This is a genomic window from Paenibacillus vortex V453, assembly GCF_000193415.1.
Classification (GTDB): domain Bacteria; phylum Bacillota; class Bacilli; order Paenibacillales; family Paenibacillaceae; genus Paenibacillus_AQ; species Paenibacillus_AQ glucanolyticus.
On record NZ_ADHJ01000023.1, the window covers coordinates 196,168 to 220,788 of the forward strand.

Annotated in this window: 16 protein-coding genes and 2 pseudogenes; 17 read left to right on the top strand and 1 reads right to left on the bottom strand. The window is 49.3% G+C overall.

Going from position 1 to position 24,621, the window contains the following annotated elements; translation table 11 throughout:
* Positions 1 to 5: 5 nt before the first annotated feature.
* The 13 genes and pseudogenes from PVOR_RS14515 (at position 6) to nikC (ending at position 21,455) form a co-directional block, all read left to right on the top strand.
* Entirely contained in the window at positions 6 to 701 is a 696-nt protein-coding gene (locus PVOR_RS14515; protein WP_006210050.1) for a response regulator transcription factor, read from the top strand.
* A 134-nt stretch (positions 702 to 835) separates the two neighbouring features.
* Positions 836 to 2,323 (top strand): S-layer homology domain-containing protein, encoded by a 1,488-nt coding sequence (locus PVOR_RS14520; RefSeq protein ID WP_006210051.1) that lies wholly within the window; start codon positions 836 to 838, stop codon positions 2,321 to 2,323.
* Between the two features lie 744 nt (positions 2,324 to 3,067).
* A pseudogene (locus PVOR_RS14525) lies at positions 3,068 to 8,538 on the top strand (S8 family serine peptidase).
* Positions 8,539 to 8,782: 244 nt separating this feature from the next.
* A complete protein-coding gene (gene treC, locus PVOR_RS14530) occupies positions 8,783 to 10,495 on the top strand; it encodes an alpha,alpha-phosphotrehalase (RefSeq protein WP_006210052.1) in 1,713 nt (570 codons plus the stop codon).
* Between the two features lie 26 nt (positions 10,496 to 10,521).
* Positions 10,522 to 12,543 (top strand): PTS system trehalose-specific EIIBC component, encoded by a 2,022-nt coding sequence (treP, locus tag PVOR_RS14535; protein ID WP_006210053.1) that lies wholly within the window; start codon positions 10,522 to 10,524, stop codon positions 12,541 to 12,543.
* A gap of 62 nt (positions 12,544 to 12,605) precedes the next feature.
* Positions 12,606 to 13,343: a trehalose operon repressor gene (treR, locus tag PVOR_RS14540; RefSeq protein ID WP_006210055.1), complete on the top strand. Its 738-nt coding sequence runs from the start codon at positions 12,606 to 12,608 to the stop codon at positions 13,341 to 13,343.
* A 139-nt stretch (positions 13,344 to 13,482) separates the two neighbouring features.
* The gene (locus PVOR_RS14545; RefSeq protein ID WP_006210056.1) at positions 13,483 to 14,265 is read left to right on the top strand and encodes an SDR family NAD(P)-dependent oxidoreductase; all 783 of its coding nucleotides are present in this window, start codon (positions 13,483 to 13,485) and stop codon (positions 14,263 to 14,265) included.
* A 34-nt stretch (positions 14,266 to 14,299) separates the two neighbouring features.
* Positions 14,300 to 15,277, top strand: a complete 978-nt coding sequence (locus PVOR_RS14550) for an N-acetylglucosamine kinase (RefSeq protein ID WP_006210057.1) — start codon at positions 14,300 to 14,302, stop codon at positions 15,275 to 15,277.
* A 445-nt stretch (positions 15,278 to 15,722) separates the two neighbouring features.
* Positions 15,723 to 16,714, top strand: a pseudogene (locus PVOR_RS14555) (ABC transporter ATP-binding protein).
* Positions 16,711 to 17,709: an ABC transporter ATP-binding protein gene (locus PVOR_RS14560; RefSeq protein ID WP_006210061.1), complete on the top strand. Its 999-nt coding sequence runs from the start codon at positions 16,711 to 16,713 to the stop codon at positions 17,707 to 17,709. Before PVOR_RS14555 ends, PVOR_RS14560 begins: the two are co-directional and overlap by 4 nt.
* 131 nt (positions 17,710 to 17,840) lie before the next feature.
* Positions 17,841 to 19,505, top strand: a complete 1,665-nt coding sequence (locus PVOR_RS14565; protein WP_006210062.1) for an ABC transporter substrate-binding protein — start codon at positions 17,841 to 17,843, stop codon at positions 19,503 to 19,505.
* Positions 19,506 to 19,543: 38 nt separating this feature from the next.
* Positions 19,544 to 20,548, top strand: coding sequence for an ABC transporter permease (locus tag PVOR_RS14570; protein WP_006210063.1), 1,005 nt, complete (start codon positions 19,544 to 19,546; stop codon positions 20,546 to 20,548).
* A 10-nt stretch (positions 20,549 to 20,558) separates the two neighbouring features.
* Positions 20,559 to 21,455, top strand: coding sequence for a nickel transporter permease (gene nikC, locus PVOR_RS14575; RefSeq protein ID WP_006210064.1), 897 nt, complete (start codon positions 20,559 to 20,561; stop codon positions 21,453 to 21,455).
* Positions 21,456 to 21,573: 118 nt separating this feature from the next.
* Here nikC and PVOR_RS14580 read toward each other — a convergent pair whose 3' ends face one another.
* The gene (locus tag PVOR_RS14580) at positions 21,574 to 22,014 is read right to left on the bottom strand and encodes a hypothetical protein (RefSeq protein WP_040680626.1); all 441 of its coding nucleotides are present in this window, start codon (positions 22,012 to 22,014) and stop codon (positions 21,574 to 21,576) included.
* A 258-nt stretch (positions 22,015 to 22,272) separates the two neighbouring features.
* Here PVOR_RS14580 and PVOR_RS14585 point away from each other — a divergent pair, with 258 nt between their 5' ends.
* The 4 genes from PVOR_RS14585 to PVOR_RS32810 all read left to right on the top strand — a co-directional run bounded on the left by PVOR_RS14585 (position 22,273) and on the right by PVOR_RS32810 (position 24,597).
* Positions 22,273 to 23,355: a Gfo/Idh/MocA family protein gene (locus tag PVOR_RS14585; RefSeq protein WP_006210066.1), complete on the top strand. Its 1,083-nt coding sequence runs from the start codon at positions 22,273 to 22,275 to the stop codon at positions 23,353 to 23,355.
* Between the two features lie 156 nt (positions 23,356 to 23,511).
* Positions 23,512 to 24,027 (top strand): DUF3189 family protein, encoded by a 516-nt coding sequence (locus PVOR_RS14590; RefSeq protein WP_006210067.1) that lies wholly within the window; start codon positions 23,512 to 23,514, stop codon positions 24,025 to 24,027.
* A 148-nt stretch (positions 24,028 to 24,175) separates the two neighbouring features.
* Positions 24,176 to 24,400, top strand: coding sequence for a hypothetical protein (locus PVOR_RS32805; protein ID WP_327196548.1), 225 nt, complete (start codon positions 24,176 to 24,178; stop codon positions 24,398 to 24,400).
* Positions 24,361 to 24,597, top strand: a complete 237-nt coding sequence (locus PVOR_RS32810; protein WP_327196549.1) for a hypothetical protein — start codon at positions 24,361 to 24,363, stop codon at positions 24,595 to 24,597. Before PVOR_RS32805 ends, PVOR_RS32810 begins: the two co-directional genes overlap by 40 nt.
* The last annotated feature ends 24 nt before the right edge of the window (positions 24,598 to 24,621 follow it).

Genomic DNA, 24,621 nt, shown 5'->3' on the forward strand with positions numbered 1-24,621 from the left:
GATCCATGACCACACGCATACTCATCATTGAAGATGAGACTACAATTGCTCAGCTGGAGCGGGATTATTTTGAACTGAATGGATTTTTCGCAGATTTATGCCATACGGGCAATGAGGGATTACATCTGGCACTTAACGAGGACTACAGTCTCATCGTTGTCGACCTGCAGCTCCCCGGGATGAACGGCTTTGAATTATGTCGCCAGATCAGGAAGAACAAGGAGGTCCCGATTCTAATCGTTTCGGCCAAGAATGAAGAGATTGATAAAATCCGAGCCTTTAATCTCGGCGCCGACGATTATATTACCAAGCCGTTCAGCCCAAGCGAATTAGTTGCAAGAGCCAAGGCACATCTGATGAGATACAAGAGACTGATGGGCAAACAAGAGACGGTTCAAAATGCAGAGATTCATATACGCGGCCTGGTCATTGATAAATCCGCTCGAAGAGTGTACGTGCGCAATCAGGAAGTCGTGTTTACGACCCGAGAGTTTAACCTGCTCGAATTTTTGGCAAGCCACCCTAACCGCGTATTCAGCAAAAATGAACTGTTTGAACGAATTTGGGGTATGGATTCCAGTGGGGATATAGCAACCGTAACGGTGCATGTCCGCAAGCTGCGCGAAAAATTGGAGCTGGATTCTTCCAATCCACAGTATATTGAGACGGTTTGGGGAGCAGGCTATCGCTTTTCTATCTGATGGAGTTTATAAAAAGTTAATATATTGTTTCGAATTTATTAATCCCAGCTTTCTTGGCAGTTTAAGACTCTCCTCTATGATGGAGTTATGACGATCAGCTAATGATACGCATAGATTCTAAGGAGGGTTAACACATGAACAAGAACAAGCATGCTAATAAATGGGCTGCCCTGATGTTGGCAGCTGCACTGGGAACGGCATCTCTACCGTTCAATGTGCTGCAAGCTAAAGCAGCAGAAGTCATGATAGCACCCGAAGATATTCAGCAAGCGATCCAGGAGTTGTCCGGGCTTCGCGTGATACAGGGTTACCAGGATGGAACGATGGGAATCACGAATCCCATTACAAGAGCCGAGTTGGCCAAAATGGTAGTCCTTACATTTGGGCTGGAGGGAGCAGCCGAGAACCAGGCAGGCTTAACGGATGTCAATCCAAATGCCTGGTATTCCGATTATGCAGCTGAGCTGGCGGCGCTGGATATCATGACAACGACGGATGGACGTTTTAATCCAAAGGGAACCGTCACTCGCGACGAGCTGGTTATTATCGTATCGCAGGCATTGAAACGCGACGTGAAATCCGTGGCTTACTGGGCGGAACGTTTACGTGAAGGCGCAGGTCATGTCACTCGGGGAGAAGCTGCATACCTGCTGAATACGGCACACCAAGCAATCCCTTCGGCAGAAGCCAAAATTACGAGTGTCCGCGCATTGAATACCATTACGTTGATGATTACCTTAGATGCTCCCTTGACAGCAGACAATGAGGTATTTGCACAGGCTAAGGAAGATTTTGTATTTAGCGATGGACTTGCGCTAACCAACATGCCGCGTCTGAAAACGGGCTCGATATCCACTTATATCGTTCCGACATCCGCACAAAATCAGGTTACCGACTATACGCTTACCTACAAAGGGCAGAAAGCAGGTACATTTGCAGGCAGCGCCACAAAGCTGGACATGACAGAGGCAAGGCAGGTCGCCAAGGATACGTTTGAACTGGAGGCGCTTAAGTCTAATGGGGTTGTAGACTATGGCTACGTTATTTCTGCATATAGCAGCGGCAGGGGAGAAAACGCATTCATACTAGATGAGAACAACCGAGCTGATGGGAAAGCTTATCAAGTCATTTCCTCCGGTCAGGGCAGAGAAGTAACCATCACTCCGGAGGGCGGACTGCCCATGGTGGCAAAATACGTTCCATTCACGCAATCGACCGATGGCAAGCAAGAACCAAAATTCCGTTTACCTGAAGGTCAGCAGCTGACCCCCGGTGTTACGTATACCGTCACCTCTGATTGGGCACAGATTGCAAGCCGGACATTCGTTGCTAAAGAATTCATCCCGCTGGAAATGGTGGGAGCCGAGGCTATCGGTGAAACTTCGGTTGCCGTTACATTATCCGAGGATCCGGGAGATGAGTTGTTCTCCGGCCGCAGCGTGGAATTGATCGACGCAGAGGGTCATAAGCAGGTGGCCGTATATAAATATTCTAGCCGCAAAGGTGCGGTAGGCGTGTTTGATCTCACGGAGGGCGATAAACTAAGAGCAGGCACGACCTATACCGTAACTCCGGTAGGAGAATGGGCAAAAGGTACTTCCACGGGCCTGACATTAAATTAATCTCATTCTATCCGGATGAATTAGGACAGATGGTGCTGTTTAACCGAAGTAAAACAAACGAAGGCAGCTCAGCGCCCGTTAAGTGAAGCAAGAAAATAATGACTCTTACAGCCAGGCTGTAAGAGTCTATTTAGCGTGCTCGTCTCGCTAGGAACATATCTCTTACTTTGCTCTACGGATAATGACATAATGCAGGCCATGAGCCAAGTCATAGAATGACTTACGTAATTGCGCATTGAAGCTGACATGTAGAGAGTCATTGGATAGATAGGAGAGACTTAAAAAGGCTTATTTTCTATTATTTAGAAGATAAATGCTTGAACTTCATATATGATGACTTTATACTACTTCTTAAAAAACAAATAAATACTATTTTTATATTATATGTAATATTAATAGCTTTGCATATCACGAATGACACCCCGGATTGCCAGGAGTTACAGACTCGTTGGCCTATGCGTTTCTACTAGCGCAATCGATTACCCTCCATAGCAAATGTTCTGCAAACTTCAGTGTCTTACCGGAACATCCTTCTTCCCTTAATCCTTATTTTCCGCAATGCTGCTATCCATTACGCAATGATAATCAAATCGATGATGAACTTGTTCTGAAAAGGAGGTGAGGCTTCATGTAAATTTCACTGGACATGCGGGTTCGCTCAGGCTAAGGCGATTCACTGTTTCATGAATCGGAATGGGTCCAACCATTCACAGATTAAAAACCGGGTAAAAGGAGTGGAAAAGTTTGATAAAGTTAAATCGGTTACGCAAGCCTCTCTCCATGGGTCTGTCGCTTCTCCTGGCAGCATCATTCATTCATCCGGTTTCAGCAGACAACACCTCCTCTCAGAAGATTGACATGAAATCCAGCTTGGCCCAGATTGCAACGGACAAGGTCAGCAACAAGCTGAGCAAGCAGTTTGAGAAAGACGATTATGTCACCTATCTGGTAAAGATGAAGGAACAAGTGGACACCGCTTCGGTCTCTAAGCAGGCTATGGAGAAGGCAACGCTGGAGAAGCAGACCCCCTCGGCAACCAAGCTCTCCGTCAGGACTTCCGTTGTAAGTTCATTGCGGGAGACGGCATCGCGAACCCAATACACACTGGAACGTTATCTGGATAAGGCACTTGATCTCGGCAAGGTCAAAGAATATAAAAGCTATTTTATTGTTAATGCGCTGGCAGTGACCAGTACCCAGGAAGTTATGGAGGAGATTGCGCTCCTGCCCGAAGTGGATAAAATTTTGCCAAATGAAGAGCGTTTCCTTCAGAAGGCTGAGGTCAACACGAAGGACGCAAGCACGGAAAAGGAATCGAGTACTCCGAAGACATCCGTACAGGAGCCAGGCGTATCGGTCATTCAGCCTGCGGTTCCCAAGGGAGCCCGTGATGAAGCCACAAACGCTCCTCAACCGCAAACGGAAAATGTGGAATGGAACATTGACTACGTCAATGCCCCGGAAGTTTGGGAGAGGGGCATTGACGGAACGGGAATCGTGGTAGCCAATCTGGATAGCGGCGTGGACTACACCCATCCTGCCCTGAATCGAAAATGGAGAGGTTATGACGCTTCGGGTAATATCGTTGATCCCGAGCTGAGCTGGTATGATCCGCACAGCGGTTCTTCCCTGCCTGCCGATGGAGATGGTCACGGTACCCATACGATGGGCACCATGGTCGGCTCTGAGGAGGATGGGAGCAACCAGATTGGTGTTGCTCCGGGAGCAACCTGGATAGCCGTACGGATATTCAATCCGGGAACGACAGATGCCATCATCCTTGACGGCGGACAATGGCTTATTGCACCCGTGGATGCGGAAGGCAATCTGCATCCAGAGCTGGCCCCTGATGTGGTTAACAATTCATGGGGCGGAGGCGCCGGATTGGACGAATGGTTCCGGCCTATGGTCCAGACCTGGCGTGATGCACAGATCTTCCCCGAGTTCTCCGCAGGCAATGTGCGGCCGACGAACCCGGGCGGACCGGGTTCCGTTGCCAACCCTGCCAACTATCCGGAGAGTTTCGCCACCGGGGCAACCGATATTAACGGCAACCTAGCCTCTTTTTCCTTACGTGGTCCTTCGCCCTATGATGAGATCAAACCGGAGGTTTCGTAGCACCGGGGGTAAATATCCGATCCTCTGTGCCAGGTGGTGCTTATGAAGGAGGGTGGGACGGCACCTCAATGGCAGGGCCGCATACAACCGCGCTGGCAGCTCTGCTGCTTCAGGCTAATCACTCTCTAAACGTCGATCAGCTGGAGCAGATTATCATGGAGACGGCCACGCCTCGAACGGACAGTCAGTATCCGACTTCACCCAACAATGGGTATGGTCACGGAATCATTAATGCATTGGATGCTGTAGGTTCGGTGGTAGAAGGCATCGGCACCGTATCGGGCAGGGTTGTAACCGCAGGCGATGATCTGGAAGAGCCGGTGCTTGAGCATACACAAGTGAGCTCGGCTTTTACGGGGATTGACGTTCCGCTTACTGCGCGCGTAACCGATAATGTGGGCGTCACCGCTGTAGAGGCCTTTGCAAGAACAGCGGGCACAAGCCAGTACGTCTATCTGCCGATGAATCGCATAGCCGGGGATAGCAAGGATGGAACGTACACGGCGGTCATTCCCGCTTTTCTGATCGAATCGCAAGGGCTGGAATACTATATTCGGGTCAATGATTACGGCAATAACGGATTTGAGAGCAGCGTCTATAAAGTTGAGGTCTCGGACGGTGTGCAGCCTGGATATATCCAGGATTTTGAAGAGAATAATTTGGGCTTTACCGCAGGCGGGACAGGAAGCGCCTGGGCTTGGGGATCACCAACAAGCGGTCCAGGAGGTGCATATTCCGGAGACAAGCTGATCGCGACTAACCTCGAGGGCACGTACGGTGCGAACAGCAACGCCTATTTGCTTGCACCTCCAATCGACCTGACAGACAGTCCGGAGGGTGGCCTGTTAACCTTCAAGCATTGGTATGACCTGGAGCGAAATATTGATTGGGGCAAAGTATACATTGCCGCCGAGGAGAATGATTTTGCTTTTCAGGAGGTACTTAGCTTTACGGGGACTAGTGGAGGCTGGGTAACACAATATGTGGATTTACGGGCCTACGCCGGACAGCAGGTGTTCGTCCAGTTCAATCTGACGAGTGATGCTTCCGTTCAGAAGGCAGGGTGGTACATCGACGATTTTGAAATTCAGGCACCGGATGACATTGCTCCGGGAGCGCCAAGCGGGCTGGCCGTTTCAGCCGATATATTGGGCAATGCAACCTTAAACTGGACCGGTCCGGATGCTGAGGATCTGAAGTCTTACACCGTATATCGATCCACCGCTTCGGGCACAGGCTATGAAGCGATTGGAAATACGGCGGCAACAACGTACACGGATACAACAACTGTCACCGGTTCTACTTATTATTATACCGTGGCGGCTGTCGATTACAGCGGCAATGAAAGCGAGAAGTCGAGCGAGGTGTCCATTGACATCGTGGTGCCGGAGGACATCTATACCGATCATTTTGATGGCAGCAGCGACAACGGTTGGACGCATTCCGGCGTCAAAGATGAGTGGGAACGCGGTGTTCCGGTTTCGGGACCTGGCCATGCATTCTCTGTACCCAATGCGTGGGCGACCGATCTGGACAATACCTATGAAAGTGGTTCGAATTATTCCCTGGTATCCCCGGTTGTGGATTTGACCCAGGTTACCGAAGCAACATTGACCTTTAATCATTGGTATGAAATTGAGGGAGGATACGATTACGGTTATGTTGAGGCCTCTTCCGATGGAGGAAACACATGGTCCGAGCTCGGGAAGTTCTCTCACAATACCAACGGCAAGCAATGGACACCGGTATTTTATGATCTTGATGCATGGAAAGGAAACGAGGTCCAATTCCGATTCAGGCTGACCTCGGATAACAGTGTGGTGAAAACGGGCTGGTACATCGACGACTTCCGGATTCTTGGCGTTGCTCCTGGAGCGGTCACCAAGGATACTGCGGAAGTACTGCATAGTGACAAGCCGAAACCGGCCTATGATAATCCTTGGTACAAAATTAGCAGAACCGACAAGTATGAATTCAATCAAAGCAAGCAGCCGCAGCCGGAAGCTGGGAAACCGGGAACCGGAGAGGTGGCACCGCAAAGCCTGCCTGCAAGCGCAACGGTTACGGTGCTTGAGACCGGGCGTTCGGTGAAGACTGATCCGGCAACTGGCAAATACAGTTTCTCTCATGTAGCAGGTGATTACACGCTGAAGGCCGAGGCTTACGGATACTATCCGAGAACCGAAGTCGTTACGATTACTGATGGCGGATCGGCAAAAGCCAATTTCAATCTGGAAGCCATCCCGCATGGACAGATTGAAGGTGTTGTTACCGACGAACGTACAGGAGAACCGGTCAGTGGGGCTAGCATAGCAGTTCTGGAAGATCCACGGGTCGGTGATGTGCGCACAGGGGAAGACGGCAGGTTCACCCTGGATGTCCTGGAAGGCACCTATACGTTATCGATTCTGGCTGCGGATTATTATGGTGAAACGGTTGAAATTACGGTTCCTGGCAACGGAACAGCTGAGGCCAATGTGACCCTTAAACCGTTTATCGGATTCCCTGGCGAAATTGCGTATGACGATGGCATACCTGAAAATGCCAGAGCCTTCGTAGCAGCGGGCAATGCCTGGGCGGTACGGATGACGCCGGAACACGAGGCCGCGCAGCTTACGGGCGCATCGCTCCGCTTCTGGAACACCGAATGGCCGCAACCAGGCGGCACCGCGTTCCAATATGCAGTGTATGACGTTTCGGGCGAGAATGGAGCGCCGGGTCGTTTGCTGGCAGGTCCTTTTGACGGAACCGCACTGCGCAACGATCAATGGACCACAGTTGAATTCCCAGAGCCCGTTGTTGTGCAAGGCGATTTCTACATCGTGTACGTTCAGACGGAGGCAGGAAACAATGCTCCTGGGCTTGCAACCGATGAATCGGGCGAAAATGCCTTAAGAAGCTGGCAGCGTGTAAGTGGTGCCTGGAGTCAGGCTCCCGCAGAAGAGGGCAATTACATGATCCGCGCAGTGGTGCGTTATCCAGTTAATGCACCCATCATTACGTCACCTGTCAATCATGCGTACACGAATGAACAAACGGTGACCCTAACAGGCACTTCTCCGGCATCGGGTGCAGAGATCCGGATCTACAACGGCGAGGAAGCGGCAGGGACCACCGTTGTTGAGAATGGGCAGTTTACGCTGAATGTGGAGCTGACACCGGGAACCAACTCGCTCACTGCCGAGGCTGTAGTCAACGGAAAGGCTACAGATCGCTCGCTGCCGGTAGTTGTAACGCTGGATCAGACTGCCCCGGAATTAACGATTGTGACTCCTGAGGAAGGGAGCCACACCAATACGGAGGTGGTCCATGTTACCGGCAGCGCCCTTGACGAATTCATTGACACGCTGACCGTGAACGAACAGCAGGTACAGCTCGGTGAGGACGGAAGTTTTACGCATCGCGTACTGGTCAACGAAGGCGAGAACACGATAGCCGTAAAAGCCAAAGACCTTGCAGGCAATGAGTCGACGGTAACTCGTACCGTCTATGTAGATACCGCATTGCCGGAAATAAGCAATATCTCACCAGCAGAGGATGTTCGAATTACAGCGGGGGAGACTGTAACGGTCTCCTTCGACAGTGTTCCGAATCTTCAAGCCTCTTTCCGAATTGAGCTTCCTTTGGATCTGAGTGCGCAGGGACGAGGCGAAATTCCATTGACCGAGACGGAATCCGGTCACTACTCGGGGACCTACACAACACCGTCCAGCCTGGTGCTGGATGGTGGAATCATAGTGATCCGGGTGCGGGATGCGGCCGGCAATACATCCGAGACTGAAGCTGGCGGAAGGCTGTATGTATCTTCCGGCCAAGGAGAGAATCCTGAACCGCCGACCAATCAGGACCCCGTGGCCGTGATTCAGGCTCCGTCTACTGCAAAGAAGAAGAAAAATGTTGAATTCGATGCTCGCTCCTCCGTGGATGAAGACGGCGAAATTGTGAGTTATGTTTGGGATTTCGGGGATGGATCAACCGCTTCGAAGGCCAAAGTCAAGCATAAATTCAACAATGCAGGAACGTATACGGTGCGTTTGACCGTTACGGATAATGAAGGAGGCGTGAACAGTGCTGTTCACACCATCATCATTCAGTAAATGTAACCAAATCGCTGATGGTATCGTGATATGTGAAAGGTAGAATGGATGATCGAACAGCCCCGGGTCCTGTTGATTCAACAGAGCCTGGGGCTTTGTTTGTCTTGTTTATTTTTGTGAGTGGTCGTCTAATTGTTGCAAAAATGGGTATTTAATTGATAGATGGTTGACAACCTGTATATACATGTTATCATTTCTTCATAGACAACCTGTATATACAAGATGATGAGGAGGACGCCGTTTTATGCATACCATAGGGAACCCGCTCCAGGATTGGTGGAGAACTTCCACCGTTTATCAGGTATATCCGAAGAGCTTTAATGATACAACTGGCCGTGGTACAGGCGATATCCGCGGACTTATGGAGAAGCTTGATTATATAAAGGGGCTTGGTATCGATATCGTGTGGCTCCAGCCGGTCTACGTTTCTCCGCAAAATGATAACGGTTACGATGTTGCAGAATATTGCAGTATTGATCCCGCTTTCGGTACCATGGAAGATTTCGACGAACTTGTAGCAGAATTGAAAAAGAGAAATATGCACTTGATGATCGATATCGTTGTGAATCACTCATCCACCGAGCATCCATGGTTTAAAGAGGCAAGAACATCCAGGGATAATCGCTATCGCGATTATTACATCTGGCGAGATCCCGGAACCGATGGAGGCCCGCCCAATAACTGGAAGTCCAAGTTTGGGGGACCTGCCTGGCAGTATGACGAAGGCACAGGGCAATATTACCTGACTCTTTTTGACAAGACACAGGCGGATCTGAACTGGGAGAACGAGAAGGTCCGAGAGGAAGTCGTTGATATTCTCAGGTTCTGGGCGGACAAGGGCGTAAGCGGATTTCGGATGGATGTCATTAATCTGATATCGAAATATCCAGATTTCCCGGATGATGACGGCTCCGTGTCTCCCGGAGACGGCCGCAAATTTTATACCGACGGACCGCGGGTGCATGAGTATATCAAGGAACTGAATGAAAAAGTGTTCAAACCGTATAACCTGGTTACGGTCGGAGAAATGTCCTCTACAACCCTTGAACATTGCATCCGTTATTCGAATCCGAAGGAGAACGAATTCTCGATGACCTTCAACTTCCACCATCTGAAGGTGGATTATCCGAACGGGCAAAAATGGGAGCTCAAGCCTTATGATTTTGAGGAGCTGAAAAAGGTGCTATCCGATTGGCAAACCGGCATGCAGCAAGGCGGAGGCTGGAACGCTCTGTTCTGGAACAACCATGATCAGCCGCGCGCGCTTACAAGGTTCACGGATGATGAGGAATACCGGACAGAAAGTGCGAAGATGCTTGCTACTACACTTCATGGGCTTCAAGGCACTCCTTATGTTTATCAAGGGGAAGAAATCGGGATGCCGGATCCCAAATGGAATGATATGTCCGAATTTCGGGATATCGAATCATTGAATATGTACGAGATTCTTCAGCAGCAGGGCAAAACGCCGGAAGAAGCTGCCCATATTGTGACCGTACGGTCCCGGGACAATTCCAGACTGCCTATGCCGTGGAATGACGGTCATCAGGCCGGTTTTACGACAGGCACGCCATGGATCAAGATCGATGAGCGGTATCCCCTGATCAATGCACAAGCTCAAGTGGAGGATCCGCATTCGATATATCACCATTATCGCCAGCTCATTGAGCTGCGCAAGAACCTTCCTGTTCTAACCGACGGGGAATACGTTCGGCTGGATCAAGGACATCCCGAGGTCTATGCCTATGCCAGAAGAACGCAAGAGCAGACGCTCATAGTAATTTCCAACTTTAGCAGCCGCAGCGTTTCGTACGAACTGCCACCGAATATGTGGGGGAAACCGGACATAGCTTCCGCGCAGCTGCTTGTCCGCAATACGACGGAACAACCGGAGCTTGCCGAGGTTGTGAAACTTCAACCATATGCCTCTTATATGTGGCTTATTGAAACCAACTAAATTTATATAGTCAGGAGCGTACAGCTATGGCCATTGATCGCAAAAATGTGGAGCGAATTGTCGAAGCAGTCGGTGGAAAAGACAATATTGAAGCCGCCACGCATTGCGTTACACGATTACGATTTGCCCTTGCGGACGACAGTAAGGTTGATACCAAAGCTCTGGATGAGAACGATCTGGTGAAGGGGCAGTTCTCCTCTCAGGGTCAATTTCAAGTTGTTATCGGACCAGGTCTGGTGGACCAGGTCTACAATGAAATGATGGATATCACCGGTGGAACAAGAGCATCCAAGGATGATGTGAAGACCCTTGCCAGCAAGAAACAAAATCCGATTCAGCGGGCCATTAAGACGCTAGCGGATATTTTCATTCCGATTTTGCCGGCGATTGTCATGGCAGGTTTGCTGCTCGGCATTAATAATCTGCTTACGGGTCCAGGTATCTTCTACGAAGGACAATCCCTGATTCAGGTGCATCCCGAATGGGCGGATGTGGCATCCATTATCAATCTTATCGCAAGTACGGCATTTACTTTTCTTCCCGTCCTGATCGGCTGGTCGGCGGTACGGCAGTTTGGGGGCAACCCGCTGCTTGGGATCGTATTGGGATTGATTCTGGTTAATCCGGATCTTCTGAGTGCCTATCAGTATGCGGACGCCAAACTGGAGGGCACGGTTCCGGTATGGAATTTATTCGGTTTTGACGTTGAGAAAATCGGATATCAGGGTCAGGTGCTGCCTGTTCTGGTCTCCGCTTATATATTAGCCAAGATCGAGAAGTTTCTGGACAAGCGTGTTCATGATTCCATCAAGCTGCTTGTTGTGGCGCCCGTTGCCTTGCTGGTCACCGGCTTCCTCGCATTTATCCTGGTGGGACCTATCACCTTTGCCATTGGCAACGTCCTCACTTCAGGACTGGTCAGCATTTTCGATTCGTTTGCCGCTCTTGGCGGCCTGATATACGGCGGATTGTATGCGCTGCTGGTTATCACGGGAATGCATCATACGTTCCTTGCGGTAGATTTCCAGCTTATCGGCAGTAACGGAGGAACGTTCTTGTGGCCGATGCTGGCCTTGTCCAACATTGCACAGGGTGCGGCCGCGCTTGCCATGATGTTCATTCTGAAGGAACAGAAGGCCAAAGGGCTTGCTGTTACGTCATCGATCTCCGCCTTTCTGGGCGTAACCGAGCCAGCTATCTTCGGGGTAAACATTCGTCATAAATATCCTTTCATATTCGGTATGGTCGGATCCGGAATTGCCGGCGTGCTGCTGGCAGTCAACAACGTTCTGGCTTCTTCGATCGGAGTCGGTGGTATTCCGGGCTTCCTGTCCATATTCCCTAACCAGTGGGGCGTGTTCTTCCTGGGGATGGCGATTGTACTGGTTGTTCCGTTCACGGGAACCTTGTTGTTCGGACGTTACCAGATGTCGAGGCCAATCAGAAACCAAGGGAAGGAAATTCCCCAATATAACGTTGAAAATGAACGGACGGACGGTGCGACTGCAGCCCCAATCCGTTCTTCCGTACCCCCTGTTTCTGAGGCAAGTACTTCAACCGATGCTTCCAAGAAGGTTATGGTGGATATCGCTGCACCGATGAACGGTAAAGTCGTGCCTTTGGCTGAAGTTCCGGACCCTGCGTTCGCTGAAAAACAAATGGGGCAAGGTATTGCCATCATTCCGTCGGAAGGGAAAGTCTACGCACCGTTTGACGGTCAGGTCGCTCATCTGATCAAGAAGAGCAAACATGCGATTATTTTGACCGATACTAACGGGGTCCAGATCCTGATCCATGTGGGAATCAACACCGTCTCCTTAAAAGGGGAGGGATTCATCGCCCATGTAGAGACGGGGGATGCCATAACCAAGGGACAATTGCTGCTTGAATTCGATATCCATCGTATTGAACAAGCCGGCTTGCCTGTCATCACGCCGATCATCGTACCGGATGGACAGGAACTCATTCAGGAGGTTGTGGAGTATGAAGGAGAGGCCGTTCAAGGTCAGACCCGCGTGCTTCAAGCCGTTTTGCATTCTGAAATCTGACGGTACCTGTGGAGCATGTAATCATCGCTGGATCATGGTACAATAGCTGATGGTGATAAGGGATGACAAACAATATTTATTGGACGCTTTACAAAGATTATGCCGAACAAATCGATACGGGAATTCTCCAGGCCGGCAGTAAGCTGCCATCGGAGAACGAGCTTGCCGCCACCTATCAGATTACAAGGGAAACGGTTCGCAAAGGACTTAATTTGCTCGCGCAAAACGGGTATATCCACAAGGTTAAGGGCAAAGGCTCCTTTGTTCTGGATACAGGCAGATTGAACTTTCCGGTATCGGGTCTGGTCAGTTATAAAGAGATGGCTGAACGGTTAGGCAGAAGAAGCCGAACCTTTGTGTATGAAACGAAATGCGTCCCTGCAGGGGAGAGCATAGCGAAGGAGCTTCAAATCCGTCCGGACCAGCTCGTGTGGAAGGTGATTCGCGCCAGGGAGATCGAAGGGGAACGCATCATCCTGGATATTGATTGTTTGCTTGCCGACATCGTCACAGGTTTGACGAAGGAAATTACCGGCGATTCTATTTTTCAATATCTTGAGCAAGAATTGCATTTGAAAATCAGTTATGCCAAAAAAATAATTTCTGTTGAACGTGCTACAACCATGGACCACGATTACATGGATCTTGGAAACGATACACATGTCGTCGTAGTCCGGGGTTACGTTCATCTGGAGGATACAACACTCTTTCAATATACGGAATCGAGACACCGGTTAGATAAATTCCAGTTTGTCGATTTTGCCAGAAGAGAATCCAATGTGGAGCATTGGAACAAATAAAAGATAGAAGTGTCAAGCAGCCGCGATGAGATCGCGGCTTTTGCTGTTGCAGCAGCGGAAGGAGGGGAAATCATCTCCTTTGTTGAAGGTATGATAGTGACAACGATTCGGAATATCAAAGTAAAGGAGCCGATCAGATATGGACTTAGGACTCAAAGACAAAGTTGTATTGATTACCGGAGGGAGCCGGGGCATTGGCCTTGAAACGGCAGTCACGTTTGCTCTTGAAGGCGCAAAGGTGGCTATTTGTGCAAGGGATGGAGAGCAATTAGCTGCTGCGGCTGAACATATTCGAGATTCAAGCGGATTTCCGGCGCTGACGATAACAGCGGACGTGACTCAATCCGAGGAATGCTTGACAGCGGTAAGGGATACCGTTCAACATTTCGGTCGACTCGATATCCTGGTGAACAATGCGGGAACTGCGGCAGCAAAGCCATTCGAGCTGATTGAAGACGAACAATGGGCATCCGATCTGGATCTCAAGCTGTTCGGCGCCATTCGCTTTTCGCGTGCTGCGATTCCGCATATTCGTAAGTCTGGCGGCGGGGCGATTATCAATGTCACAACGTCCTGGGCCAAGACGCCGCCGGCTTCGTCCATGCCGAGCAGTGTCAGCCGGGCAGCCGGACAGGCCATGACCAAGGCCATGAGTCATGATCTGGCATCCGATCAAATCAGAGTAAACACGGTATGCATAGGAATGATCCGCAGTGCACAGCTGGAGGAGCGGTGGAAGCGGGAGGAGCCAGGGCTCTCATGGGAGCAATATGCTCGGGACCCGCGCCACAAGATTCCGCTGGGACGCATTGGAGATACGGATGAAGCCGCAAAAGTCATCGTTTTTTTGGCATCCGACGCGGCCTCCTATGTAACCGGAACTTCCATCAATATCGACGGCGGTTCAGCCCCGTCTTTGTAAGGTGCCAGAATAGGAGTTCAGGAGGACCTTGGAGATGAATGATCAGGTAGTGATTGGGATTGACGGAGGCGGGTCGCAAACGCGCGTCATGGTCAGTGACTTGAATGGTAATATCCGGTCATATGCAGTTGGCGGCGCATCCTCGATACATAAGGACAGCAATGCGCACAAAAATGTTCAAGAAACCATTCGATCGTCGCTTTCTATGGCGCGCTGCAGCCTGGACCAAGTCATAGGACTATATGCGGGAATAGCGGGTTACGAGTCCGATCAAGATCTGGATTGGGTGACCCGTTTAACCGATGTGGAGGGGCTGCAATGCCCGAAATGGTATGTCAACGATTCCGTTGTCGCGCACGCAGGTGCATTCATTGGGAAGCCGGGTATCGTGGTTGTATCTGGAACGGGCTCCATGATTTTAGCCATAACGGAACAAGAGACACCGATTAAGAATATCGATTTTCACCATTATGCCGCCAGCGCAGCGAGATTTCTTGCGTATGATGCGGTGTACCAAATACTGGCCGGGAATATTCAACAATCGGATGAAACGCTGGTTCGCAGCGTTCAGAGCTATTGGAATGTTGAGAATATGGAACAGCTTCGCCTCTTGGCGGCCGCAGGATTTATGGAAGAGAGTAAGGAGCGCAACAAGAAGTTTGGAGACATGGCACCAATCATCACGATTGCAGCTGAAGCCGGAAGTCCATTGGCCCAGAATGTGTGTGATGAAGCCATGAAGCAAATCATGGTAGGCGTCGAGATTCTGGGATCGTTCTTTCAATCAGATCACGTATCGGTTACGGGAATTGGCAGTGTCGTGAACAGTCCCTATATGAAATTAAAGTTTAATGAGAGCCTGCGATTTGGGAAAAATAAACAGTATGTTTACAAGGCTCCTGAATTGTCGGCCGCATCCGGAGCTGTGATAAAGGCACTTCAGCATGTGGGTGTACTTGTTGATGCCCGTATGATTGAGTTCATGCGAAGACACCCTCATGCAGCGTGGTAGAGTCCGATGAAACCTGTTGCGAAATCACTTTTAAAGCATTTGATCTTGGATCAGATGCTTTTTTTTGTTTGCTAGATGGAGAGCAGTTGCCGAATTATATTGAATTCATGATATGAAATATTAATTTAATGAATTCTATAGCATGATATTTCCATTGGCTGAATTCTGGCTGTCTAGGCTAGTAGCTCAATTCTAGTTTTTTGTAAAATCTTTCATGTAACATAACAGTAGAAAATATAGTAAACTATTTCTTAGTCTAACCTAAAAAAATGATGTAAAGTAACATATCAAATAAACTATATTTGGTTTGATGTCAGAGTTTTTGACATATTAATTGACCTGAGGTCAATTTTATGCTGATTTTCGTCGAAAGGTCACGGGCTATGGAAGGATGAGTCGAAAAAGGCTGCAAAATCTATCTTATCTACAGAAAAGAGGCTGTAATATGAGTCAACCTATTTTGCAGATTCAGGATTTGCACACGCACTTTTTTACGGACCGAGGTGAAATACCCGCCGTGGATGGTGTGAGCCTATATGTTAGGCCGGGTAGAAGTAGCTTGGAGTTGTTGGCGAATCAGGCTGCGGCAAGAGTGTCACAGCGCTTTCGGTATTAAAGCTGATTCCGCAGCCTCCGGGTAGAGTCACTGGCGGTTCAATTTTGTTTAAGGGGAAGGATATCGTCCCGCTCAAAGAGCGTGAGATGCGTACAATTCGCGGCAATGCCGTTTCTATGATTTTTCAGGAGCCGATGACGTCGCTTAATCCGCTCTTTACGGTTGGCCAGCAAATTAGCGAGACCATTCGCCTCCATCGGGGGCTAAGCAGGAAACACGCTCGAGAGCATACGGTTGAGATGCTGAAAAAGGTTGGCATTGCAAGGGCAGTGGAGATCATCGATGAATATCCCCATCGACTATCCGGCGGGATGCGACAGCGGGTCATGATTGCGATGGCGATTTCGTGCAATCCTGAACTGCTCATTGCCGATGAGCCGACAACTGCGCTGGATGTGACGATTCAGGCTCAAATTCTGGATTTGATCCGCCGCTTGAATGAGGAATATCAAACCGCGGTGATGATGATCACGCATGATCTCGGTGTTGTCGCGGAGATGTGTCATCGGGTAGCAGTAATGTATGCCGGGAAGGTGGTTGAGGAGGGGAGTGTGCGGGATATATTCAAAAAACCGCTGCATCCGTATACTCAGGGTCTTATCAAGTCGGTACCCAGGATGAATGAGCAGCATCGACGGCTGTTCTCCATTTCCGGCAACGTACCGGTCTTGAATACACAGATGAAGGGCTGCCGGTTTGCCGAGCGATGTCAGAACGTGATGCCGCTGTGCTTGGAGAAGCTTCCGGAGCTGAAGGAATATGAAGAGGCACATAGCTGCCGCTGCTGGCTGCACGAAACGCCGAAGGAGGAAGTCGTATGAGCGAACCGTTACTGCACGTGGAGCATCTCAAGAAGTACTACCCGCTGGGAAGTCGGTGGTTCGGAAGATCGCAGCAGCAAGTCGTCAAAGCCGTTGACGATATTTCGTTTTCCGTGGAAAAAGGTGAGACGTTTGGATTGGTAGGGGAAAGCGGGTGCGGCAAATCCACTGCGGGCCGTTCACTGCTGCGTCTGATTGAGCCGACGTCCGGCAGGGTTCGGTTTGATGGGCAGGATATCACGGATTTATCCCCGGAAGAGCTCCGGCTGAAGCGCAAAGATATGCAAATCGTGTTTCAGGACCCGTTCTCTTCTCTGGATCCGCGGCATACTGTCCAGCGGATATTGGAGGAACCGCTCATCGTGCATGGAGTAGGGAATGCAAAAGAGCGACAAAACATCATCAGCCGCTTGATCGATGTCGTCGGCTTGACGCATAGCCATCTTCAGCGGTATCCGCACCAATTCTCTGGCGGACAACGTCAGCGAATTGGCATTGCCAGGGCATTGGCGCTCCAGCCCAAGCTGATCGTTGCGGATGAACCCGTCTCGGCACTGGACGTGTCGATCCAGTCGCAGATTGTTAATTTGCTGCAGGATTTACAGGAGGAATTTGGCCTTACCTATATTTTTATCGCGCACGACCTGAGTGTGGTCAAGCATATTTGTGACCGAATTGCCGTGATGTACCTCGGGCGGATCGTGGAGATTGCCGAGAAAAACACACTCTATTCCTCGCCGCAGCATCCATATACGAAAGCGCTTTTTTCCGCGGTGCCTCAGCCGGACCCGGATATCAAAACCGAACGAATCATTCTGCAGGGAGAGCTGCCAAGCCCCGCAAACTCGCCTGTTGGCTGCGCATTTCACACACGTTGTCCAATGGTGATGGACATTTGCCTGAACGAGCGGCCCGAGCTGAAGGAAACCGAGCCCGCCCATCTGACAGCCTGCCATTTGTATAACGGGGCGAATGCAACCGAAAAAGCAATTTAAGACGTACGTATCGCAACCATTTATTTATAGCTGTCGAAGCACTTTTCTTCTTTCCGGTTTATAGTCTGGACAAGTTGTCCGGCCTCATATAAACAAATGAAATATTCGGTTGAATAGAAGGGAGCCAGAATATGAAAGTGAAAAGATGGAGCAGTCTCGTTATGGTATTGATGTTATGCACCGTTGTTGCCCTTGCGGGTTGCAGCGGCAGTAAGAGCAGCGGCAATAATGGTGCAGCAGGAACGGATACGGGAGAAACACCAGAACCGAATAACCCGTCACAGTCCACACAGGATACGTTGATTGTCGGACGGGGCGGGGATTCCTCATCCCTTGACCCCTCAATTGTAACAGACGGCGAATCCCTCAAAATCACGCACCAAGTGTTCGACTCTTTGCTGGAATATAAGGAAGGAACAACCGAGGTTCAAGGATCGCTCGCCGAAAGCTGGACGGTTTCCGAAGACGGGCTGAAGTATACCTTCAAACTTCGCCAAGGCGTGAAATTTCATGACGGAACCGATTTTAATGCGGATGCCGTGGTATTCAATTTCACCCGCTGGTCCGATCCAAAGAGCGAATACAAGTATGAAGGCGACTCCTTTGACTATTATGACTCGATGTTTGGTACCGATGGAAAACGGGTCATCAAGGAAGTTAAAACAGTGGATGCCAATACCGTTGAATTTACGCTGAATCAGCCGCAAGCACCATTCCTGCAGAACCTGGCGATGACCTCCTTCGGTATTGCCAGCCCTACGGCGATTCAAGAGAAACAAGCCAGCTTCAAGAACGAGCCGGTTGGCACAGGACCTTTTGTGTTCAAAGAGTGGAAACGCAATGATTCGATTACACTGGAGAAGAACCCGAACTATTGGAGAGAAGGACTTCCGAAGCTGAATAAAGTGATCGTTCGCTCCATTCCCGACAACTCTGCACGCTTCAATGCGCTGCAAAGCGGGGAAATCGACCTGATGGAAGATTTGAGCCCGGACGACTTGGCAACACTTGAAAGCAATCCGGATCTGCAGAAGATCGAACGTCCCTCTAACAACGTTGGTTATGTCGGCTTCAACCTCAAGAAAAAGCCGTTTGACGACGTGAAAGTAAGACAAGCCCTGAGTTATGCCGTCAACAAACAAGCGATTATCGATGCCTTCTTCGCTGGACAGGCCGTACCGGCCGTCAATCCATTGCCGCCATCTCTGTGGGGGTATAACGACAGCATTCAGGATTATGAATACGATTTGGAAAAAGCGAAGCAGCTGCTGGCTGAAGCGGGTTACCCGAACGGATTGCCGGACGAATACACCTTCTACGCGATGCCGGTTCCTCGTCCTTACATGCCGGATGGTAAAAAGGTAGCGGAAGTGATTCAGGCTGATTTCGAGAAAATCGGTGTGAAGGTCAAAATCGAATCACCCGAATGGGCGACGTATCTGGATGATGCGCAAGCTGGAGAAAAAGACGACCTCTTCATGCTCGGTTGGACGGGAGACAACGGAGACCCGGACAATTTCCTGTACACACTGCTTGACAAAGATGCCATCCCATCCAATAACTACAGCTATTATGCCAGTGACAAGCTCCATGAAATTTTGATTGCCGCTCAAAAGGAAACCGAACAGACCAAACGCGAGGAGCTGTATAAAGAAGCTCAGGTCATCATCAAAGAGGATGCACCATGGGTACCCCTCGTGCATACGACACCTCTCCTTGCAGCCAAAGCAAATGTGAAGGGATACGTACCGGCTCCTACAGGAACGGAATACTACTATAACGTTTATTTTGAATAACGGGCTGTACCACAACGCCTTTGGCAGGTGAATCTATCTTGAAATCCTATATATTGAAGCGAATATTCATCATGATTCCGGTTCTGATCGGGATGACCATCATCGTGTTTTCTATCATTCATGCCATTCCGGGCGATCCCGCTGAGACCATTCTGGGACAAAAGGCGACGGAACAGTCCAAGGAGGCTCTTCGTGAGCAACTGGGGCTTCATAATCCGTGGTATCAGCAGTATTTCTCCTATATCGGAGATTTGCTGCAAGGCGATCTTGGACAATCCATCCGTACCAGGGTGCCGATTGCCGAAGAAATCACACCGTATTTGGCAGCAACCGCTGAATTAACGTTTGCTGCCATGGCCTTTGCCATCTTTTTCGGCGTCAATGCGGGAATCATCAGCGCCTGGAAGCACAATTCATGGTTTGATTACATTAGTATGCTGGTCGCATTAATCGGGGTTTCGATGCCCATCTTTTGGCTTGGGTTAATGGAGCAGTGGATATTTTCCTTGGAACTGCACTGGCTGCCTTCGATCGGTCGGATGAATCAGCGTGACCCGGTAGAAGCCGTAACGAATTTGTACCTGCTTGACAGTATCATTGCCGGACGCTTCGATCAATTGTGGACGGTAGTCAAACATCTGATACTGCCCAGCGTGGCACTGGGCACCATCCCGATGGCGGTTATCGCCAGGATGACGCGATCGAGCATGCTGGAGGTCATGAATTCCGATTTTGTCCGCACGGCTAAAGCCAAAGGACTGTCCCAATTTTTCGTTGTATACAAGCATGCGCTCAAGAATGCCTTCATCCCTGTGCTTACGGTTATCGGCCTGCAGACGGGCGCCTTGCTTGGGGGAGCGGTATTAACGGAGACCATCTTCGCATGGCCTGGTGTCGGCCGCTATATTTATGAAGCGATCAGCTCACGGGATTACCCGGTTATTCAGTCCGGGATTCTGATCATCGCTTTTATATTCGTTGTCATCAATCTGATTGTGGATTTGCTGTATGCAGCAGTCGATCCGCGCATCCGCTACCGGTAGGAGGGAAGCTATGCCACAGATTACAACACACCTGAACGACAGCTCTGCCATTCCTTCCGAGAAGGTTTCCGGACCTTGGCGTAATGCGTGGAGAGCTTTCCGCAAGAACAAAATCGCGATGGCTGGACTGTTCATGATTTTGTTCTTCATTGTCATCGCACTGCTCGCGCCATTAATCGCGCCCTATGATTATAAAGCGCAGGAGCTTGCCGACCGGTTAAAACCTCCGTCAGCTGAGCATTGGTTTGGAACCGATGATTTGGGACGGGATTTGCTCAGCCGGGTGCTGCATGGAACGCGCATCTCATTGTGGGTCGGTACATTTTCCGTGCTTGGCTCCATCATTCTGGGAACGCTGCTCGGTATTCTGGCAGGCTTTTACGGCAAGTGGATAGATATGATCATCTCGCGTTTCTTTGATATTTTGTTGGCGTTTCCGAGTATCTTGCTGGCGATAGCCATCGTAGCCATCCTGGGCCCTTCGCTGCAAAATGCGTTATATGCCATTGCCATCGTCAACATACCGACCTATGGCCGATTGGTTCGCGCTAAAGTCCTCAGCTTGAAGAACGAGGAGTACATCAGCGCTGCGCAGGCTATCGGGATGAAGAACAGTGGAATTCTGAGACATCATATTCTGCCGAATAGTCTGACTCCAATCATCGTGCAAGGAACGCTGGGTATCGCGACGGCCATTATTGAAGCGGCTGCGCTCGGATTTTTGGGCCTTGGCGCCCAGCCTCCCGCTCCGGAATGGGGAAAGATGCTGTCTGATTCGCGTCAGTTTATCGCAACGGCCCCATGGACGGTGATTTTTCCCGGAGTTTCGATCATGCTGACGGTACTCGCCTTCAACCTGATGGGGGACGGTCTGCGCGATGCTCTGGATCCGCGAATGAAAAGTTAATATACGATAGCAATACGACTGAATCACAGGAATGACGCTTTCGTCACGTTTATATGAAGAATCAAGGCAGCCGATGATCGGCTGCCTTTTTCAATGCAACTTCTATAGGAAGCATGCTCTAATCCGTATATACGGAAGCATTAAAGCATTCTGGTCCTGTTCTGCCCATATCCAGCACAAGTGCAGTCACATACATGGTATATACCAGAAGACCGGTTGGGGGAGGGGTTACATTATAGTCTGCAGCGACAAAGGAGACACTTTGGCTTTGAACCTGGGAAGGCTGATATTGTACATAAGTGGTATGGATAACTGGATCCGTTGTTAAATAGCCCCGCATGACATCAATTTGAATAATCGGAGCAAATATATCTTCACTTAGTATATAGAAGCCAACTTGCCCAAGAAGCTGAGTACGGATGATACCGGTTGTATCGACAGGCACACTCAAACCCACTTGACCGACCATGACGGGGGTGTCCACCACGAAACGTTCCGTGGAGCCTGGGAATGCTATGGGCCAGTGATTGGAGGTGCGTGCATCTAAAAATTTTGTCAAGGCTAGCTTTCACCACCTGTTCTATTAAATCAGTCCATTGCTAGTAGTATATGATGTTTTGTTATGATGGCTTGGACGAACATCTTGTAATAGGAGATGGATGTCGTGATTTTATATATGAATTGTCGCATAGTTATACTAAAAAAAATGGTCAGATATGATACCTTATATGTGGAGTCAAGACCTCATTAAATGTATGGGGCAGGGCTCTATAATTATGCTTCTTATAAAAACTCATGAAAGTGATGGTGATGATACATGTCAAAAGTTTATCGCATTGGTATTATCGGTTGTGGCGGAATCGCAAACGGAAAACATCTGCCCAGCTTAAGCAGATTGAATAGTGTGGAGCTTGCAGCGTTTTGCGATATCGTCAAAGATCGGGCTGAAGAGGCTGCTGGCAAATATGGCAGCGAGGAAGCAAAAGTATATAGCGATTACACGGAGCTGCTAAAGGATTCTACCCTTGATATCATTCATGTGCTTACCCCTAATGATTCACATGCGGAAATTTCCATTGCTGCGCTTGAGGCCGGAAAGCATGTTATGTGCGAGAAGCCGATGGCCAAAACGGCTGCGGATGCCAAACTGATGATGGAAACGGCTCAGCGTACGGGCAAGAAACTGACGATCGGATACAACAATCGGTTCCGTGAAGACAGTCTTTATCTTAAAGAGGTGTGCGAAGCCGGAGAGCTCGGTCATATTTATTATGCCAAGGCACATGCGGTACGGAGAAGAGCTGTTCCGACCTGGGGCGTATTTTTGGATGAGGAAAAACAAGGCGGAGGGCCGCTGATCGATATCGGTACGCACGCGCTGGATTTGACGCTCTGGATGATGGATAATTACAAGCCGAAAATCGTACTCGGTACTACATATCATGAATTGTCCCGTAAGGAGAATGCGGCAAATGCTTGGGGACCGTGGGATCCCGAGAAATTTACGGTTGAAGATTCCGCTTTCGGCATGATTGTAATGGAGAACGGAGCAACCATCATCCTGGAATCAAGCTGGGCGTTAAATACGCTTGATATTGACGAAGCCAAATGTACTCTTAGCGGCTCGGAAGGCGGGGCCGATATGAAGAACGGCCTTCGCATTAACGGAGAGAAATTCAGCCGTCTGTACACCAATGAAATTGAGTTGAACTCCGGCGGGGTAGCTTTCTATGACGGTAAGAAGGAACAGGCTCCGGATGTTGAAATGAGAAGATGGATCGAAGCCATTGATCAGGATAAAGACCCTGTCGTTACTCCTGAGCAAGCTTATGTTGTATCACGTATTCTGGAAGCTCTGTACGAATCGGCCCGTCTTGGAAAAGCAGTATACCTGGATTAATCAAGTTTATGAATATTTCCATATAGAGATAAGAAGAAGTCCTGAGGAATCAGGGCTTTTTTCTGTTATCACCTAGCTCGATGCTGAGATCCGGCGAATGAGACAGAGCTTAATGGTAATAATAAGCACATTACTCTATGATTGGAGACGGGATGTATGATCTTTATTTACAATGATTACGGGGGGACCCACACAACGTCGTTGGCAGCAGCGTATCATCTAAATAAATTGCCTACGAATCGACAGCTTACAAAAGAAGAAATTCTGGCGGTTGATTATTTCAACAAACTGAAAACCTCGGATATGGGCAAGCTCATTTTTCACGGCCTGGATGAGAACGGGAATCCGGTTTACTCGGTTGGGCGGGGATCCTCCAAGGTGGTAGTGGAAGCATTGAAGAACTTGAGCTTAATCCTGCAAGACAAATACCAGAACGATGAGCCTATCATATATTCCAACACGTCGCCAACGGTACCATTCTCCATGACGATGGGCGGACTGTTATCCAGAAGGTTGAAACTGGACGCTCTAGGGGTGCCGTTATTGGTCATGGGTGCGAAGAAATCCTGCAGCAATATCCATGAATTGGTTATCCATACCAAGAAGACCGCAGCTGCGAGATCAGGAACTGAACCCGTCATCGTCATTGACAATAAAGAGTATTCGGCTTAGTTATTTTCGATGGAGAAGCTCTTTATTTTGAATGTATTTGTATAAAATTCTTAGAAGATGACTTTGCTATAATTGGGTCATCTTCTTTTTTTGTCCCCAGGGCCCAATCGTCTGATTACGAGATGACAATTTCTGTTTTATACAATTGGTGGAACGGTCGTCTAATGGCAGATATGCGGCCGAAGCTGTTTTTGATCATTTTCAAGATACGGGTTTTATAGTTGAAGAGAATGGAGCAATGCTAGGTTTCCTTATTGGACTTTTATCCCAAAGCCGAAATGAAGAGGCTTATATTCATTTGTTGGCATCCATCCTGCGCATCGGCAGCGTGGCATCGGACGTCAGCTTTACGAAACGTATTTTAATGAAGTGAATAAGCAGGGTTTAGAAATTGTTCGCTGTATCACGTCTCCAATCCATATAAGCTCCATCGCTTACTATACCAGAATGGGATTTGTTATTGAAAAAGGAGATAAACGCGTGGAGGGTATCGAAATACATAGCATTGGTTCAATCCAACCGTCTGATAACAGACGGTTTCTTTGTATGTTGGAGAGCGCATGGGAATAGATGGTATTCTGCGATCAAGATACG

Bases quoted from the DNA above. Each gene is read 5' to 3' on its own strand.
- PVOR_RS14585 (WP_006210066.1), top strand. From the start codon at position 22,273: ATGTCAAAAGTTTATCGCATTGGTATTATCGGTTGTGGCGGAATCGCA.
- nikC (WP_006210064.1), top strand. From the start codon at position 20,559: ATGCCACAGATTACAACACACCTGAACGACAGCTCTGCCATTCCTTCC.
- PVOR_RS14560 (WP_006210061.1), top strand. From the start codon at position 16,711: ATGAGCGAACCGTTACTGCACGTGGAGCATCTCAAGAAGTACTACCCG.
- PVOR_RS14550 (WP_006210057.1), top strand. From the start codon at position 14,300: ATGAATGATCAGGTAGTGATTGGGATTGACGGAGGCGGGTCGCAAACG.
- PVOR_RS14520 (WP_006210051.1), top strand. From the start codon at position 836: ATGAACAAGAACAAGCATGCTAATAAATGGGCTGCCCTGATGTTGGCA.
- treR (WP_006210055.1), top strand. From the start codon at position 12,606: ATGACAAACAATATTTATTGGACGCTTTACAAAGATTATGCCGAACAA.
- PVOR_RS14590 (WP_006210067.1), top strand. From the start codon at position 23,512: ATGATCTTTATTTACAATGATTACGGGGGGACCCACACAACGTCGTTG.
- treP (WP_006210053.1), top strand. From the start codon at position 10,522: ATGGCCATTGATCGCAAAAATGTGGAGCGAATTGTCGAAGCAGTCGGT.
- PVOR_RS14515 (WP_006210050.1), top strand. From the start codon at position 6: ATGACCACACGCATACTCATCATTGAAGATGAGACTACAATTGCTCAG.
- PVOR_RS14565 (WP_006210062.1), top strand. From the start codon at position 17,841: ATGAAAGTGAAAAGATGGAGCAGTCTCGTTATGGTATTGATGTTATGC.
- treC (WP_006210052.1), top strand. From the start codon at position 8,783: ATGCATACCATAGGGAACCCGCTCCAGGATTGGTGGAGAACTTCCACC.
- PVOR_RS14545 (WP_006210056.1), top strand. From the start codon at position 13,483: ATGGACTTAGGACTCAAAGACAAAGTTGTATTGATTACCGGAGGGAGC.